Annotated in this window: 13 protein-coding genes; 8 read left to right on the top strand and 5 right to left on the bottom strand. The window is 71.9% G+C overall.

What is annotated here, in order from left to right:
• Positions 1-49: 49 nt before the first annotated feature.
• On the bottom strand, positions 50-457 hold the full coding sequence (locus ACFWBB_RS13090) for a hypothetical protein (RefSeq protein ID WP_385270172.1): 408 nt from the start codon (positions 455-457) through the stop codon (positions 50-52).
• A gap of 172 nt (positions 458-629) precedes the next feature.
• Positions 630-1,412, bottom strand: coding sequence for a hypothetical protein (locus tag ACFWBB_RS13085; protein ID WP_385270170.1), 783 nt, complete (start codon positions 1,410-1,412; stop codon positions 630-632).
• A gap of 540 nt (positions 1,413-1,952) precedes the next feature.
• On the opposite strand from ACFWBB_RS13085, the gene ACFWBB_RS13080 reads away from it, so the two are divergent.
• From ACFWBB_RS13080 to ACFWBB_RS13070, 3 genes are all read left to right on the top strand, one after another.
• Positions 1,953-2,720: a transglycosylase family protein gene (locus ACFWBB_RS13080; RefSeq protein ID WP_385270168.1), complete on the top strand. Its 768-nt coding sequence runs from the start codon at positions 1,953-1,955 to the stop codon at positions 2,718-2,720.
• Between the two features lie 97 nt (positions 2,721-2,817).
• Complete coding sequence (locus ACFWBB_RS13075) at positions 2,818-3,810, top strand: helix-turn-helix transcriptional regulator (RefSeq protein WP_385270166.1); 993 nt, start codon at positions 2,818-2,820, stop codon at positions 3,808-3,810.
• 385 nt (positions 3,811-4,195) lie between these two features.
• Positions 4,196-4,411 (top strand): I78 family peptidase inhibitor, encoded by a 216-nt coding sequence (locus tag ACFWBB_RS13070; RefSeq protein ID WP_385270164.1) that lies wholly within the window; start codon positions 4,196-4,198, stop codon positions 4,409-4,411.
• Positions 4,412-4,550: 139 nt separating this feature from the next.
• Here ACFWBB_RS13070 and ACFWBB_RS13065 read toward each other — a convergent pair whose 3' ends face one another.
• Positions 4,551-5,579: a phosphatase PAP2 family protein gene (locus tag ACFWBB_RS13065; RefSeq protein WP_385270162.1), complete on the bottom strand. Its 1,029-nt coding sequence runs from the start codon at positions 5,577-5,579 to the stop codon at positions 4,551-4,553.
• A 225-nt stretch (positions 5,580-5,804) separates the two neighbouring features.
• A complete protein-coding gene (locus ACFWBB_RS13060) occupies positions 5,805-7,025 on the bottom strand; it encodes a hypothetical protein (protein ID WP_385270160.1) in 1,221 nt (406 codons plus the stop codon).
• Positions 7,026-7,386: 361 nt separating this feature from the next.
• Here ACFWBB_RS13060 and ACFWBB_RS13055 point away from each other — a divergent pair, with 361 nt between their 5' ends.
• On the top strand, positions 7,387-8,988 hold the full coding sequence (locus ACFWBB_RS13055) for an MFS transporter (RefSeq protein WP_385270158.1): 1,602 nt from the start codon (positions 7,387-7,389) through the stop codon (positions 8,986-8,988).
• Positions 8,989-9,157: 169 nt separating this feature from the next.
• A complete protein-coding gene (locus ACFWBB_RS13050; protein ID WP_385270156.1) occupies positions 9,158-10,348 on the top strand; it encodes an acyl-CoA dehydrogenase family protein in 1,191 nt (396 codons plus the stop codon).
• A gap of 43 nt (positions 10,349-10,391) precedes the next feature.
• Here ACFWBB_RS13050 and ACFWBB_RS13045 read toward each other — a convergent pair whose 3' ends face one another.
• Positions 10,392-10,829, bottom strand: coding sequence for a cell division protein SepF (locus tag ACFWBB_RS13045; protein ID WP_310435202.1), 438 nt, complete (start codon positions 10,827-10,829; stop codon positions 10,392-10,394).
• A 313-nt stretch (positions 10,830-11,142) separates the two neighbouring features.
• Between ACFWBB_RS13045 and ACFWBB_RS13040 the strand changes: the two genes are divergently transcribed.
• The 3 genes from ACFWBB_RS13040 to ACFWBB_RS13030 all read left to right on the top strand — a co-directional run bounded on the left by ACFWBB_RS13040 (position 11,143) and on the right by ACFWBB_RS13030 (position 16,202).
• On the top strand, positions 11,143-12,351 hold the full coding sequence (locus tag ACFWBB_RS13040) for a DUF5685 family protein (RefSeq protein ID WP_385270154.1): 1,209 nt from the start codon (positions 11,143-11,145) through the stop codon (positions 12,349-12,351).
• A gap of 1,020 nt (positions 12,352-13,371) precedes the next feature.
• Entirely contained in the window at positions 13,372-13,968 is a 597-nt protein-coding gene (locus ACFWBB_RS13035; RefSeq protein WP_385270152.1) for an ATP/GTP-binding protein, read from the top strand.
• Positions 13,969-14,417: 449 nt separating this feature from the next.
• Positions 14,418-16,202, top strand: coding sequence for an FAD/NAD(P)-binding protein (locus tag ACFWBB_RS13030; RefSeq protein WP_385270150.1), 1,785 nt, complete (start codon positions 14,418-14,420; stop codon positions 16,200-16,202).
• Positions 16,203-16,237 lie beyond the last annotated feature (35 nt).

Genomic DNA, 16,237 nt, shown 5'->3' with positions numbered 1-16,237 from the left:
CAGCACGGGTGCCGCCCTCCAGTCATGACCCTCCAGTCATGACCGGTGGTCAGAAGGTCCTGCGGGATCCCGGCGGGAGCGCCGCCGGGATGTGGTGCGTCGCGGTGGGTGCGGGCTGCTGGCCGAGCTGCCCCACCCGCTGCCACTGGGACTGCTGCCCGCTCCCGTGCCGTGCGCTCTGCGCCCCCGCGCTGTAGGCGCTGTACGTGCTGCTGAACGACCCCGGGCGGGGTGCCGGGTAGGAGCTCGTGTGGTGCGGGATGTTCCCGAAGGCGGTGAACCCCAGTTCGTCCTCGCCGCTGCGGTCACCCGGCAGTGAACGGAACGTCTTGACGTACTCGGCGTAGAGCGCGTCGTAGATCGGCGTGGCCGATGGGCCGCCCTGGGAGTCCTGCGCCGGGCGCGCGGACGGGATCGACTGGAAGGACGGGCGGCGGGAGACGTCGTAGGTGTGCACGTATGTCCAAACGACGTGGCACTGGAAGAGATGCGGCTGGACGGTCGGCCTGAGGGGTGCGGGGGCTGCGTTCGGACACGGCTCGCCGCGCCGGCGCGACCGGCTTCGACCGCCGTCCGCTCACGCCCTTTCCGCCGCCGTGCGACCGCAGTCCCCGCCCCGGTGGACGAACTCAGGTGCCGGCGAGCGGAAGGGCCGCGCCGACCAACTGCCCGTTGGCCGCGGCCTTGTCCAGCGCGTCCCGCAGCAGGTCCTCCCGGGGCTGACGGCCGATGGAGCCCACCGGCGCCGCGAACATCAGCACCTGCTGGTGCTTGTTGGCGGCGGCCCGCCATCCCTCCGTCACCTGCAACGGCTGGTGCGCCTGCCACCAGGCGATCGGCTGCCCGCCGTTCGCCGAGGGCTGGAGCACCGCGTGCAGCTGTCCCATCGCGAGCAGCACGGACCAGCCGTGCTGCACCGGCGGCACCTCGGTCAGCTGGGACAGGGGCATGAAACCCTGCTCGATGAGCAGCGGCAGGAAGTCGTCACCGGCGCCGGTCGTGCCGGGCCGCACGATGGGCGCGGTGGGTTCGACGACCAGGGCCGGGTGCAACTCCCCTGCGATGAGGACGAGTCCGCTGGTGACACCGAGCACCGCCTGCTCGGGCACGACCTTGTCGGGGTGCAGGTCGACGGTGTCGCCGCTGATGGAGCGGACCGCGCCCTGGAGCTGCTCCTCGGTGACCTGGACGACCTGGGAGGGCAGGCAGGTGGAGTGGGCGAAGGCGAGCACGGCGGTCTCGTCCCCGATGAACAGGACGGTGCTGGTGTGCTCGTTCTCGGAGTCGCCCGGGGTGCGGCAGGACGTGCAGTCGTAACTGCCCGGGGCGTTGTCTCCGGCGAGCAGCCGGTCGGCTTCTTCGTCGCCGATCTCGGCGCGTACCTCGTCGCTGACGTCGAGCATGCGCGGCACGGGTGACTCCCTCGGATGCGGTGCGTGGGCGAGGCGGGTGGCTCCCGGCTCGGTGACCCGGGGCGGTCCCCGGCTCATGAAGAGACAACGGGCGATCTGTGGCCAGGGTCACGCTGGACGGCGAACAGAATCGAACCATCCTGCGCGCGCGGTCACGAAGGGTGCGGAATCCGACACTCAAAGTCAAGTAACGAGGAGGTTACGGGAGTTGATTCGGTGAGCTGACTCACAGGCGATGTGAGCGCCTGGTCGACAAATCAGGAAATGAGCGAACGTAGTGGGTGGCCTGAAATCGTCGCTACCCACGGTAACCATGAACTGGCCTGCGACAACGGGCGGTTGGTTGATAACGACCCGTCAGCTGCCTAGATTGCTCCGCCGTGTGCAACGAGCACCGCCCGGGTACGTCCGCCGGCCGCGCAGAGCCAGACATCGCGCAGCACCACCGCCGGCGGACGGGGCGGAGCGCGCCGACCGCGTCCTTGCGCGGCCGACGTGCCCCGGCCAGGGGGAGACCCGGGTCCGTAGAGAGGGATCTACATGTCCGGATGTGCCGATATCCACACCCGCAGGTCGTCGCGCAAGACTGCGGTCCTCGCCGGGGCGATACTGCTCGCCCCCCTCGGACTGCTGTCCGCGACCGGCGGCGCCTCGGCGGCCGACAGCGGAGTGTGGGACCGCATCGCCCAGTGCGAGAGCGGCGGCAACTGGTCGATCAACACCGGCAACGGCTACTACGGCGGGCTCCAGTTCTCCGCCGGTACCTGGCGCGCGTACGGCGGCACCGCGTACGCGTCGACCGCCGACAAGGCCAGCAAGGCACAGCAGATCTCCGTCGCCACCAAGGTGCAGAACGCCCAGGGGTGGGGCGCGTGGCCGACCTGCTCGGCGCGCGCCGGAGCGTCCGGCAGCGCACCGGAGGGCGGATCGTCCTCCGGCAGGTCGGGTTCCACCGAGTCGAGCTCCGCCAGGTCGAGCTCCTCGAAGTCCGGTTCGTCGAAGTCCGGTTCGTCGAGCTCCTCGAGCTCCTCGAACTCGAGCTCCTCGAACTCGAGCTCCTCGAACTCGAACTCCTCGCGGTCCGGCTCCGGCTCTTCGCAGTCGGGTTCGTCGAACGCGCCGGAGCGCTCCTCGAACCAGACCTCCCGCAGTACGACCCGTGGCGACTACACCGTGCGCGCGGGCGACACCCTCAGCACCATCGCGGCCCGCAACGGGCTGACCTGGCAGCGGGTGTACGCGGCCAACAGGGCCGTCGTCGGTGGTGACCCCGACCTGATCGTGCCCGGCCAGCGCCTCACGCTCTGACTGTCCCCCTCCGCGCCGTCCCCCTTCCGGGACGGGCGGCCCCACCCGGCGGGACGGCCGGGTGGGGCCGCCCCGCCGGGTGGGACACACTGTGCGCATGCTGGAGACCTCCGCCCGCCTGCTGCGCCTGCTGTCCCTTCTCCAGGCCCACCGCGAGTGGTCCGGCGCCCAACTCGCCGACCGGCTGGGCGTCACCGCGCGCACCGTCCGCCGGGATGTGGACCGGCTGCGCGAGCTGGGCTACCCGGTCAACGCGAGCCCCGGCACCGGAGGCGGCTACCAGCTCGGCGCCGGCGCCGAACTGCCGCCGCTGTTGCTGGACGACGACGAGGCCGTCGCCGTCGCGGTGGGACTGCGGACGGCCGCCGGGCAGGGCATCGAGGGCATCGGTGAGACCTCCGTACGGGCGCTGGCGAAGCTGGAGCAGGTGCTGCCGTACCGGCTGCGCCGCCGGGTCGGCGCCCTGAACGCCTTCACCGTGCCGATGCTGAGCGGCCCGCGGTCCTCCGCCGTCGACCCGGCCGTCCTGACCGAGGTCGCCAATCTCTGCCGGGACGCCGAACGCCTCCGCTTCGACTACCGGGGGCACGACGGTACGGCGACCCGCCGTACGGTCGAACCGCACCGCCTGGTGTGCACCGAACGCCGCTGGTACCTGGTCGCCTGGGACCTCGACCGCGCGGACTGGCGTACGTTCCGCATGGACCGCCTCACGCCGAGGCCGCCGCACGGGCCGCGCTTCGAACCGCGCGAGCCGCCCGCCGAGGACCTCGCCGCGTACGTCTCGCAAGGTGTCTCCACGCGCGCGTACGCCACCCGGGCCACCGTCCGGCTCCTCGTGCCGCTGGCCGAGGCCGCCGAACGGATCTCGCCCTCGGCCGGGACGCTGGAGCCCGACGGTGACCGGGCCTGTGTTCTGCGCACCGGGGCCGCGAGCCTCGACGTGATGGTGATCCACGTGATGATGACGGGCTTCGCGTTCGAGGTCCTGGAGCCCGTCGAGCTGGTCGAGGCGATCAGGGCGGCCCGTGACCGGCTCGACGGCGCTCTGACCCGGGCCGCGGCGGCCGGGCGGTCCGGCCGCGCCTAGCCGTACCGGCGCCGCCCACCGGCCCGCGTCCGCCCCTTCGCCGACCCGGTCCCGGGCCCGTTGCCGTCCTGGTACCCGTACGGAGGATGTGTGGGGGAGCCGTGCATTTCCTATGGGCAGTCAGCTCCCGTGATCTTGCCCGGAATCGGAATGCGGTGAGGCCGGGAACGGTTCTCCGCGAACTGCCCGCCGGGTTATTCGGGGAGACCGGACAGCACGCGGGAATTGCGTTCGAATACACGCGGAAGATGCACGGAACCGCTCGTACGTGTGACGGAGTTCGACCGAAACGTATGTCGTGATCCTGTGACAGAAGTGTGACCCGAGTGATCCGTTTCGCCGGCCCGGGGTTCCCGGGGCGGGGCTCGCGGCCTAGCGTTGCGGTATGGCACCGAATCCCACTCCGCCAGCGGAGCCCCAGGACAATCCGGACGGGTATGTCGGCCTCGAGGCCGATCGGGCCGAGCGGCTCGCACGTGAACGGGGGTGGTCGACGGTGCGCTCGCTGGCGCCCGGCACGATCGTCACCATGGAGTACCGCTTCGGGCGGCTGAACTTCGAAGTACGCGACGGGCAGGTGGTCCGCGCCTGGAAGGGCTGAGCCCCCCGAGGTGGTCGAGGCGGGCACGACGAAGGCCCCGGTTCCCGTGTTCGGGAACCGGGGCCTTCGGCTGCGGAACCGGGTTGTGCGTACCGGGGTCCCGCCGTTCGGGAGGCCTGCGTGGAGGCGTCCGTGCAGGTCAGCCGCCGGTGAGGGGGCGGGCCGCCGAGGCCGCCGTACCGCGCGGTAGGCGGTCGGAGTGCGGTGGGCGGCGGCTGCCGACCGGGGTCACCGGCATGCGCTCCGAGCGGGTCGTGTGCGGGCCGGGCGCCAGATAGACCGGCGCGCGCGGCGAACGGGCCGGGGCGGCCGGCTCGCGGACCGCGGAGGCCTCGTCCTGGGCCGTCGCGCCCGCCTTGAACGGTACGGGTACGGCGACGGGGGCGGCCGGAGCCGGGACCCGGCCGTCGTGGCGCTCGCGCCAGCGGTCGCGCAGGTCGAAGATCGCGACCTCGGCGCGGGCGATCAGCGGCTCGCACCAGGGCAGCGCCAGCAGGATCAGCAGACCCGCGGCCCAGCCGAGCACCACGTCGCTGAGCCAGTGCGTGCCGAGGTAGACCGTGGCGAGGCCGACGCCGAGCGAGGTCACCGCGGAGAGTGCGGACAGCCAGCGGCGAGCTCTCGGAGTGGAGGCCAGATACGCCAGGATTCCCCAGGTCACGACCGCGTTGGCGGTGTGGCCGCTGGGGAATATATCGCCACCCAGGCCCATCTCGTTGGAGCCGATGGTGGTCGCGTAGTGCGGTCCGAGCCGGCCCATGCCGAGCTTGGCGGCGCCTACGGTGATGTTCAGCAGCAGCAGCGAGGCGCCGAGCGTGAGCAGCGGGCGCAGGGTGTGCTGCCGCCAGGATCTCCAGCCGAGCCAGGCGGCGACCATCACCGCGGTCGGACCGCGCTGGCCGAGGACGACGTAGTAGTCGACGAACCAGTGGATGCCGGACCACTGCTGGTACGGCCGGAAGAACATGACCAGCCAGTCGAGGCGGACCAGCCACGAGGTGATCACCACGAGCCACACGATCGCCAGGTAGAAGGCCAGGGTCGCGGCGAACAGCGCGATCCGGTGCCTGCTCATCTTCGGCACATCGAGGTGGGCCGGTCGTTCCGGCTCCCGGTCGAGCCTGGCGAACACCCGGTCCAGACGGGTGAGGTTTTGTTCGGTACGCACCTAAACGACGTTACAGCGAGTGAGCTCGGGACCCGGCCGATTCCGCGGGTTTGTGATGACGATGTGATGTGGGATTGCTCTCAGAACGGCGAATATTCCTGTGGAATCAGCAATCGTCGAACACTGTTCCCTTCAATTCCTTTGATCATTCCAGGGGATAGTTTTAGGGAACGTATAAACGGTTCCCCGAAAAGCGGATTCCGCCTATGGGGGGACCCCGGCCGGCTACGGCGGACCGCTGCCGTTCAGCCACCACGCGCCGTACACGGCCGAGGCCACCGCGAGACACCCCACCACCAGCGCCGACCTGGACGTCCGCAGCCGGGTCAGGGCCAGGGCGGGCGGCAGCAGCAGCGGGAAGGCGGGCAGCAGCAGGCGCGGCTTGGAACCGAAGTAACTCGACGCGCACAGGGCGAGCGCCAGGACCACACCCGCGTACACCAGCAGCGGGAGCGGCTGGCGCTGCCGCACGCAGACGACGTACAGCCACAGCAGCAGGGCGACGCCGACGATCAGCCCGAGGCCGGCCAGGGCCGACGGGAACGACGTGAACTTGGCGGCGACGAAGCGGGCGAAGGCGTAGCCGCCGTCGAAGCCGTTGCGCCAGCCCGCCTGGACGTCGAGGTAGCCGAGGGGGCCCCGGCCCGTGCGGTGGCCGGCCCACAGGACGTATCCGGCGGCGCCGAGGGGCGCGAGAAGCATGCCGAGGACGCGGGTCGCCTTCGAGGCGCGCTCGGGGGTGCGCGCGCCGGGCCCGGGCGCCGTGCTGCGGTTTCGCGCGAACGGCACCGCCGGGCGGGCCTCCCCGTCACGGAGGAGGGACGCCACACCTGCCGTCCATACGGCGGCGACCACCGCGAGCCCCACCGGACGGGTGAGGCCGGACAGGGACGCGAGCGCCCCCGCGGTCACCCACCGGCCGGTGACGACCGCGTACAGCGACCAGGCGGCCAGCGCGGTGAAGAGCGACTCGCTGTACGCCATCGACTGCACGATCCCGACGGGCAGGACGGCCCACACCAGCACCGCGCACACCCCGGCGCGGCGCCCGTACACGTGGTCGGCGACCGCGTAGATCCCCCAGGCCGCGGCGAGCGAGGCGAGCAGGGACACGACGAATCCGGCGTCGCCGTAGGACAGCGGGGTCGCCGCGTGCAGAAACCTTTCCAGCCAGGGCAGCAGCGGGAAGAAGGCGAGGTTGGAGTGGACGTCGCCGTTCGGCAGGCGGACCTCGTAGCCGTAACCCAGCTCGGCGACCCTGGTGTACCAGAGGGCGTCCCAGCGGGCGGTCAGCAGCGTGTACGCGTTCTTGTCGCGGGCGGCGCTCCACAGGGCGAGGGCGAGCAGACCCAGGGCGCGCACGGCCGCGTACCCAAGGAGGGCGGGGGCCGCCCGCCGCAGGGTCACGGAACCGGAGGGCACCACGCGCGTCTCAAGATCGGTCACGGGCTCGATTATCGACGGCGTGCTCGGCGGCGGGGACCGCCGGGGCGTCCGGGCCGCCCCGGAACGCGGTGCCGGGAGGGCACGAGGAGGGCACGAGGAGGGCACGAGGAGGGCACGAGGAGGGGCGCGGGGAAGTGACGCGGGGGTGACAGAGGAGTGGCGCGGGAGTGGCGTACGCCACATGGGTTGCCCCGGGACGGTGAGAGGTCCGCCACGTGGCCCTGGCGCGAACTCGCGTACGCTGCGTTCCACTCGTGTTCGTTTGCGCGGGCCGGAGACCACCGCTCCTCTCCGGCCGAGCTGTGGGGAGTCCCCACCCCGTGAGCCCGCCGAACCGAGGGATCACCTGGGAGGTACGTACATGTCCGGGACGACCACGGCCGCCGCTGCGCTGCGCCGTCGGACGGCCGGGGCCGGTGCCCACCGCTGGGTCGTGCTGGTGGTGCTGTGCGTCAGCCTGCTGCTGGTCGCCGTCGACGCGACCGTGCTGCACGTCGCGGTGCCCGCCGTCACCGAGGACCTGCGGCCCGGCGCGATCGAGCTGCTCTGGATCGTCGACACCTATCCGCTGGTCTGCGCCTCGCTGCTGATCCTGTTCGGCACGCTCGGCGACCGGGTGGGCCGCAGACGGATCCTGCTGCTCGGATACGCGCTGTTCGGTGTCGCCTCCGCGCTGGCGGCGTTCGCGGGGAGCGCTCAGACCTTGATCCTGGCGCGGGCGCTGCTGGGCGTGGGCGGCGCGATGATCATGCCCGCGACGCTGTCGATCCTGCGCCAGGTGTTCCCGGACCGGCGTGAGCGGGCGCTCGCGATCGGCATCTGGAGCGCGGTGGCCGCGGTGGGCGCCGCGATCGGCCCCCTCCTGGGCGGCTTTCTCCTCGAGCACTTCTGGTGGGGCTCGGTCTTCCTCGTCAACATCCCGCTGATGCTGGTCAGCCTGCCCGTGGGCCGGCTGCTGCTGCCCGAGTCGCGGGGCACGTCGGACGGCCCCTGGGACGTGGTCGGCGCGCTGATGGCGGCGGCCGGCCTGTTCGGTGTCGTGCTGGGCGTGAAGCAGCTGGGCAGCGGGGAACTCGGGCCGCTCACCGTGGCCCCGCTGCTGGTGGGCGCGTTGCTGATCGTGCTGTTCGTCCGCCGTCAGCGGCGTCGCCGCCACCCTCTGGTGGACCTGGGGATGTTCGGGCGGCGGGCGTTCAGTACGTCGGTGGGCTGCATCGTGCTGGCGATGCTGGCGCTGGTGGGCCTCGAGCTGATCGCCGCGCAGTACCTGCAGCTGGTGCTGGGTCTGTCCCCCCTGGAGACGGGCCTGCGCCTGCTGCCCCTGACCTTCGCCGCGATGGCGGCGGGGCTGGCCGGGGCACGGTTGCTCCGGCAGTTCGGGCCGCGCCGGATGGTGTGCGGGGGGTTCGTCCTCACCGCGTTGGCGGTGCTGACGCTGACCGCGATGGGCGGTTCGGACAACACGGGGCTGCTGCTGTTCGGGTTCCTGCTGCTGGGCTTCGGCCTGGAGACGACCTTGTTCGCGGCGTACGAGTCGATGCTGAGCGAGGCGCCGCCCGAGCAGGCGGGCGGCGCGGCGGCGATCGGGGAGACGTCGTACCAGTTGGGGGCGGGGATAGGGATCGCGCTGCTCGGCAGCGTGATGAACGCCGCGTACGCGCCGGGGCTGAAGTCCGTGCCGGGAGTACCCGCGTCGGCGTCGGACGCTGCGGGGCATTCGCTGGGCGAGGCCTACGAGGTCGCCGGGCGGCTCGGGGGGCCGGCGGGAGCGGCCCTGCGGCGGGCGGCCCGGGACTGTTTCGTGCACGGTCTGCATGTCACGCTGCTGGTGAGCGCGGGGTTGCTGCTGCTGGGGGCGGTGATGGCGCTGCGGTTGCCGCGGTCGATGCAGTGCGAGGTGCCTTCGGCGGAGGTGGAGCTTCCTTCGCCGCGTGAGGTCGTGGAGTCCCGCGTCACCGCGTGAGTCGCCCACCCACGCACCGCCGGTCCGCTGTTGAATCCGGGGTGGGCGTTCCCTGTGGGGGTGCGTCGCCTCGGCGGCCTGCCGAGCGGGCACTGGACTTGCGCGGGGCCGCGTCGTAACGTCTCCGGCGATGGTGTAACTAGCGGTGCTAGTTTTCGGAGGCTCTCCCATGTCCGCGTCCTCTAAGTTGCCGCCCTTCGACCCCGCCGACCCGCTCGGCATCGCCGATCTGCTCGAACCGGAGGATCTCGCGATCCGCGACACCGTGCGGAGCTGGGCGGCGGACCGGGTGCTGCCCCGGGTCGCCGAGTGGTACGAGCGCGGGGAGCTGCCGGAGATCCGGGAGCTCGCGCGGGAGCTGGGCGCCATCGGGGCGCTCGGGATGTCGCTCAGCGGATACGGGTGCGCGGGCGCCAGTGCCGTGCAGTACGGCCTCGCCTGCCTCGAACTCGAAGCGGCCGACTCCGGGATCCGGTCCCTGGTCTCGGTGCAGGGGTCCCTCGCCATGTACGCCGTCCACCGCTTCGGCAGCGAGGAGCAGAAGCGGACCTGGCTGCCGGGGATGGCCGCGGGCGAGATCATCGGGTGCTTCGGGCTCACCGAACCCGATCACGGCTCCGACCCCGCCGGCATGCGGACGTACGCCAGGCGGGACGGCTCCGACTGGGTGCTGAACGGCCGCAAGATGTGGATCACCAACGGGTCCGTCGCCGGGGTGGCCGTGGTCTGGGCGCAGAGCGACGACGGAATTCGCGGGTTCGTGGTACCCACCGGCACGCCGGGGTTCTCCGCGCCCGAGATCAAGCACAAGTGGTCCCTGCGGGCCAGCGTGACCAGCGAACTCGTGCTCGATGACGTGCGGTTGCCCGCCGACGCCGTCCTGCCGGAGGTGACCGGGCTGCGCGGGCCGCTCAGCTGTCTCTCCCACGCGCGCTACGGCATCGTGTGGGGGGCGATGGGAGCGGCGCGTTCCTGCTTCGAGACCGCCGTCGAGTACGCGAAGACCCGCGAGCAGTTCGGGCGGCCGATCGGAGGGTTCCAGCTCACCCAGGCGAAGCTCGCCGACATGGCGGTCGAGCTGCACAAGGGGATTCTGCTCGCCCATCATCTGGGGCGGCGCATGGACGCCGGCCGCCTGCGTCCCGAGCAGGTCAGCTTCGGCAAGCTCAACAACGTACGGGAAGCGATCGAGATCTGCCGGACCGCCCGCACCGTCCTCGGTGCCAACGGGATCTCGCTCGAATACCCCGTGATGCGGCACGCGACCAACCTCGAGTCGGTGCTCACCTACGAGGGCACCGTCGAGATGCACCAGCTCGTACTGGGCAAGGCGCTCACCGGACTCGACGCCTTCCGCTGACCCGGCCCAGGGGGCCGAGGCAGGGCCGGTGAACGGCCCTGCCTCAGCTCTGGTTGAAGAAACCGTCCGTCCGATGCGCGGACGGGTCTCCGTTCACGATCTCCGTGTTGGCGGGGGACAGCAGGAACACCCGGGTGGACACCCGCTCGATCGAACCCCGCAGGCCGAAGATCAGCCCGGCCGCGAAGTCGACGACGCGCTTGGCGTCGCCGGCCTCCATGGCCGTGAGGTTCATGATGACCGGGACGCCCTCGCGGAACAGTTCACCGATCGCCCGTGCGTCCCGGAAGCTGTCCGGGGTGACGGTGCCGATCCGGCGGCCCTTCTCCTCGGCCGTGTCCGTCGCCACCTTCACGCGGGGGTCGGTGACCCAGGCGTCCCCGGAGTCGGTCCCCTCGGAATAGTCGTCGTCGTAGTAACGCTCGTCATCGTTGTCGTCGACGAGGCCAAGCCAGGCACTCGCCTTGCGCACCGATCCCATGGACGCCTCCTCTCACAGCGGTCTTTTCTGCTTTCCGCATTCCCCATGGTCGTCCATGATGCGGATGTCGCGCCAAGTGGTTCGACGCCGCGCGGGGGGTTTGTGACGGTACTGGTGCACAGCGAATACGTCGAGAGCCCGCGTCTCCCAAGGGTCGTACCGCATGTGGCTGCTGACTGTGAGTGAAATATGATTCATTGTGGCGGATGGGTGACGGACGGTGCGTCCGGGTGAACCAAGTACCCCCGTTCCGACATGACAATCGGTCGATAGCATGCGGCAGCTCAATGTCCCAAGGACGACGGGGGTTGTCGTGTTCGGAATCGTCAGGCCATGTGGTCACCGGCTCGGAGAAGGTCTCAGGGCCCAGTGGATGGCGCACCTGTGCGGGCTGTGTCTCGCGCTGCGCGGCGACCACGGGCAGTTCGCGCGGGTCGTCACCAACTACGACGGGCTGCTCATATCCGTTCTGACGGAGGCTCAGGCGGCACGGGTCACGGCCGACGGGTGGCGGCGCACGGCGGGCCCCTGTCCGCTGCGCGGGATGCGCACCGCGTCCGTCGCACAGGGGGAGGGTGCCCGGCTCGCCGCCGCCGTCTCGCTGGTGCTCGCCTCGGCCAAGGTGCGTGACCACGTCGCCGACGGGGACGGGCTGCTGGCGCGGCGGCCCGTCGCCGTCGCCGCGCGCAGGGTCGCCACGAGCTGGGGGAGGGCCGGGGCACGGGGCGGGGCCGCCGTCGGGTTCGACACCGCCGTGCTCGTCGACGCCGTGGACCGGCAGGTCGGCGTCGAGGCGCTCGCCGGGCCCGGCACCCTGCTGACGGCCGTCACCGAGCCGACCGAGACGGCCACCGCGGCCGCCTTCGCACACACGGCTGTTCTGGCGGGCCGGCCGGGCAACGCCGTGCCGCTCGCCGAGGCCGGCCGCCTCTTCGGACGGCTGGCGCATCTGCTGGACGCGGTCGAGGACCGGGAGGCCGACGCGGCGGCCGGCGCCTGGAACCCGCTGACGGCCACGGGCACCCCGCTCACCGAGGCCCGCAGGCTCGCCGACGACGCCCTGCACGGCATCCGGCTCGCTCTGCGCGACGTCGAGTTCGTGGACGGCGGACTCGCGCATCTGCTGCTGGCGCACGAGCTGGGGCGGTCCGTGGACCGGGCGTTCGGCACCCAGTCGTGCGGGCATCAGGCCGAGGGCGCCTTCGGGCCGCCGACCGGCCCGTACGCCCCCCGAGGGCCGGTGGATCCGCACGCGCCCGGCAACCCCTACGGGGGCAACCCCTTCGGCGGTGAGCCGCCGCGGCCCGACAAGCGGGGCTTCTGGGCCGGGTGCGCGGTCGCGCTCGGACTGTGCTGCACCTGCAAGGCGTGCTGTGCCGACGAGTTCGAGGGACCCTGGTCGAGGAAAAGACGCGAGGGCTGGTGCAGCGACTGCGGGGACTGCGGGGACTGCGGGGACTGCTGCGACTGCTGCGACGCGTGTGAGTGCTGCGAGTGCTGCGCCTGCGACTGCTCCTGCTGACTGACTGACGAGACGTCACGGCCCCGGGGTCGGGGGTGCGGGGCCCGGGGTCGGGCGGTCGGGGTCAGGGGTGCGGGGTCCAGTGCCCGGCGCTCGGGGTGCGGCGTCCGGGGTTCGGCGCTCGGGGTGCGGGGCCCAGTGCCTGGCGCTCGGGGTCCGGCGTTCGGCGTTCGGGGTCCGGGGTCCGGGGTCCGGCGCTCGGGGTGTGGGTCCGGCGTTCGGTGCACGGGTCCGCGCTCGGGGTTCGGCGTCCGGAGTCGGGTGGTCGGGGTCAGGGGTGTGGGGTCCAGTGTCCGGCGTCCGGCGTCCGGCGTCCGGCGTCCGGCGTCCGGCGTCCGGCGCTCGGGGTTCGGCGTCCGGGCGCACAGCGTCTGGCAGTCGGCGGCCGGTGCGCGGTGCGCGGGGTCGGCGGTCGGTATCCGGCGCCCGGGGTGCATGGGTCGGCGGTCCGGCACCCGAGGCGCGCGGCGTCCGGCAGTCAGCGTGCGGTGTCCGGGCGGTCGATGCGCAGTGCCTGGCGCGCCCGATGTCCGGCGCTCGGCGGTCCGGTACCCGGCACGCGACGCGCGGCGTCCGGCACTCACCGCGCGGCGTCCGGGCGGCCGATGCACAGTGCCTGGTGCCTGGTGCCTGGTGCCTGGTGCCTGGTGCCTGGCATCCGGCGGTCCGGTATTCGGTGCGCGGCAGTTGGTGTGCGGTGTCCGGCGGTCGATGTCTGGTGCTTGGCACCTGGTGCACGGCGTCCGGCAGCCGACGTGTGGCGGCCGGTGCCGGTGCCCGGGCCCGGCGCCGGGCGCACTGGCACCGGGCACGGTGGCTGGCGGCCGGTGCCCCGGCGGCTGGTGCCCGTGTGCCGTGTGCCGGGCGGGGCGACCGGGTGAGCGGTGGGCTTTTCCGGAACGTATCTCCTGTCGAGGACGCGGACTTCGTACGGCCGTCCAGCGTCACCGGCGGCCGGCCGTTCGCGTGCCGGCAACCCGCGGAGCCAACCGCCGCGGATGCTCGAAAGGATCAGGGATCATGTCCGGGCGCTCTGACAAAACGGTTCCGCTCGCCGTGAAGATCGTGGTGAGCGGCGGGCTCGGGGTCGGTAAGACGACCTTCATCGGCGCCGTCTCCGAGATCGAACCTCTCGACACCGAGGCGCCGATCACCCAGGTGTCGGTCGGGATCGACTCGCTCGAGGGAGTGGAGTCCAAGACGACCACCACCGTCGCGCTCGACTTCGGCCGGATCATGCTCGATCCCGCCATCACGCTGTATCTGTTCGGCACGCCCGGGCAGGATCGGTTCTCCTTCCTGTGGGACGACCTGGTGGAGGGCGCGCTCGGAACGGTGGTCCTCGTGGACACCCGGCGGATAGAGGAGTGCTTCCCGGCCGTCGACTACTTCGAGGCCCAGGGAGCGCCGTTCATCCTCGCGGTGAACCGCTTCGACGGAGCCGAGCGGTTCGAACTGGACGAGGTGCGGGAGGCCTTGGGGCTGAGCGTCGAGGTGCCCGTGCTGGAGTGCGACGCGCGTGAGCGCGGCTCCGTGCGGGACGTGCTCGGGGCGCTGATGGACCGGGTGGTCGGGTTTCGCGCCGCTTCGGGTCGGTCGGCGGTAGGGGCGCGCTGAGCGCCCGGACAGGGTGCGAGGTCTGGCGAAAACGGTGGAAAAGGCGCGAGGCGGCGGTGGAAAAGGCGCGGGACGAGGGGAGGCGCGCATGTGAAGGCGGGGCAGAGCGAGGGGAGATCGCGAGAAAGGCACCCCGGGAGCGGGGGCCGCAGTGGGTCAGCTCAACAGGAACAGGACCACACGCGACCGAAGTCGATGTGGGAGCGGGTGACCAGACACTGCTGCGGATGCATGGGCCAAGTGGAACAGGTCTCCGGTTTTGCGTCAACCGACTTGAGACGTACCGCTCACAGTGTGGACGGCCTTGACAGTGAGGGGAAACGCCCACGTACTCTCGCTGCACGGTCCTGCTGAGGGGCTCGGCCGTATCTGCGCCGCGCGGCGCGCTTCTCATCCGGTGTGTGAAGGCACCTACCCGTGTTCGATCCCAGCTGTCACGGAGCCTTCGCATGTCTTCCGAAACCCTCGACCCCGAAACCCCCGCCACCCTCGTGATCGTCGGGGCCGGGCCGCGGGGGACGGGCCTCATCGAGCGGATCGCCGCCAACGCGCCCGAGCTGTACGCCGGTTCGGGGCTCGACATCCATCTCGTCGACCCGCATCCGCCGGGTGCCGGACGCATCTGGCGTGCCGCCCAGTCGCCGTTGCTGTGGATGAACTCGCACGCCGAGGACGTCACCATGTTCACCGACGAGTCGGTGGAGATGGCCGGGCCGGTGCGGCCGGGACCGACGCTGCACGAGTGGGCCGGCATCGACGGGCAGACCTTCGCCGACCGGCAGATCCAGGGTTCCTATCTGCGCTGGGTGCACGAGCAGGCCGTCGCCGCACTGCCCCCGGAGATCACCGTCCACCACCATCCGGGGCGCGCTCTGCGGGTGAGCGGTCCTCGTGAGGGACGCCAGCGGATATGGCTGGAAGGCCGGGACCGGCCCCTGGCCGCCGATCTCGTCGTCCTCGCCCTCGGTCATCTCGATGCCGAACTCGACGAGGAGCAGCGAGAGTTGGCGGCCTACGCGGGCGAGCACGGGCTCGTCCACCTGCCGCCGGACTTCACGGCCGACAGTGACCTGTCCGCGCTGCCGGCCGGTGAACCCGTGCTGGTGCGCGGCTTCGGGCTGGCCTTCGTCGACCTGATGGTGCTGCTCACCGAGGGACGCGGCGGCCGCTACGAAGGGGACACCTATGTGCCCTCGGGGCGGGAGCCGGTGCTGTACGTCGGTTCGCGGCGCGGAGTGCCGTACCACTCGAAGATCGGTTACGACTGGACCGGTGAACGGCCGCCGCTGCCCCGGTTCCTGGGGCCCGCCGAGATCGACGGACTGCTGGCGCGGCCGGGGGGCTTCGACTTCCGTCGGGACGTGTGGCCGCTGGTGGAGAAGGAGCTGGGCTTCGCCCACTACCACCGGCTGTTCACCGCCCACGCCGAGCGGACCGTGATCGCCTGGACCGACTTCGAGGAGAAGTACGAGGCCGCGTCCGAAGGGGCCGAACGGGAGGCACTGGTGGCCTCCGCCGTGCCCGATCCGCGCGACCGACTCGACCTGGCCGCGCTCGACCGGCCGCTGGACGGCGTCACGTACGGCTCCTTCGAGGAGTTCCAGGAGGGGCTGCGCGGTTATGTGGAGGGCGACCTGGGCCGCCGTCACGATGCCGCCCACAGCACCGACCTGGCCGTGTTCCTGGGGCTGTTGTCCGTATACGGGCAGTTGATCCGGCTCGGTGGCATCGGCTCCTGGTGGCACGGGTTCTTCAGCTACCTCGCCTCCGGGCCGCCCGGACCCCGGCTGAGACAGCTGCTCGCACTGTCCCGGGCGGGGGTGCTGAACTTCGTCGGCGCAGACATGGCCGTACACGCACGTGACGGGGTGTTCAGGGCGTCGAGTCCGACCGTGCCGGGCTTCTCGGTCGAGGCGCGGGCGCTGGTGGAGGCCCGGCTGCCGGAGCCGACGCTCCGGCGCGCCCTCGACCCGCTGCTGCGGGAGCTGCACGCCGACGGCGCCGGCGAGACCCCGGACGGGCTGCTGCGGGTGGACCGCGCCGACGGACGGGTCCTGGACCGGGACGGCCGGCCGCACCCACGGCGCTTCGCGCTCGGGCCGCACACCGACGGCCGTACGCCGGGCGCGTTCACCCGGCCGCGCACCGGGGGCCCCGCGTTCCGGCAGAACGACGCCACCGCCCGGGCCGCCCTGGTGTTCCTGCGGGACCTCGGCGCCGATGCCGTCGGGTGAGCCGGGCCACTTCGAAGCGTCACGGAAGAAAGGGT

The organism is Streptomyces sp. NPDC060000 (assembly GCF_042737375.1).
In the GTDB taxonomy this organism is placed as follows: Bacteria; Actinomycetota; Actinomycetes; order Streptomycetales; family Streptomycetaceae; genus Streptomyces.
This window is presented reverse-complemented; position numbering and strand designations above follow the sequence as displayed.

Bases quoted from the DNA above. Each gene is read 5' to 3' on its own strand.
- ACFWBB_RS13035 (WP_385270152.1), top strand. From the start codon at position 13,372: ATGTCCGGGCGCTCTGACAAAACGGTTCCGCTCGCCGTGAAGATCGTG.
- ACFWBB_RS13070 (WP_385270164.1), top strand. From the start codon at position 4,196: ATGGCACCGAATCCCACTCCGCCAGCGGAGCCCCAGGACAATCCGGAC.
- ACFWBB_RS13080 (WP_385270168.1), top strand. From the start codon at position 1,953: ATGTCCGGATGTGCCGATATCCACACCCGCAGGTCGTCGCGCAAGACT.
- ACFWBB_RS13045 (WP_310435202.1), bottom strand. From the start codon at position 10,829: ATGGGATCGGTGCGCAAGGCGAGTGCCTGGCTTGGCCTCGTCGACGAC.
- ACFWBB_RS13050 (WP_385270156.1), top strand. From the start codon at position 9,158: ATGTCCGCGTCCTCTAAGTTGCCGCCCTTCGACCCCGCCGACCCGCTC.
- ACFWBB_RS13030 (WP_385270150.1), top strand. From the start codon at position 14,418: ATGTCTTCCGAAACCCTCGACCCCGAAACCCCCGCCACCCTCGTGATC.
- ACFWBB_RS13055 (WP_385270158.1), top strand. From the start codon at position 7,387: ATGTCCGGGACGACCACGGCCGCCGCTGCGCTGCGCCGTCGGACGGCC.
- ACFWBB_RS13075 (WP_385270166.1), top strand. From the start codon at position 2,818: ATGCTGGAGACCTCCGCCCGCCTGCTGCGCCTGCTGTCCCTTCTCCAG.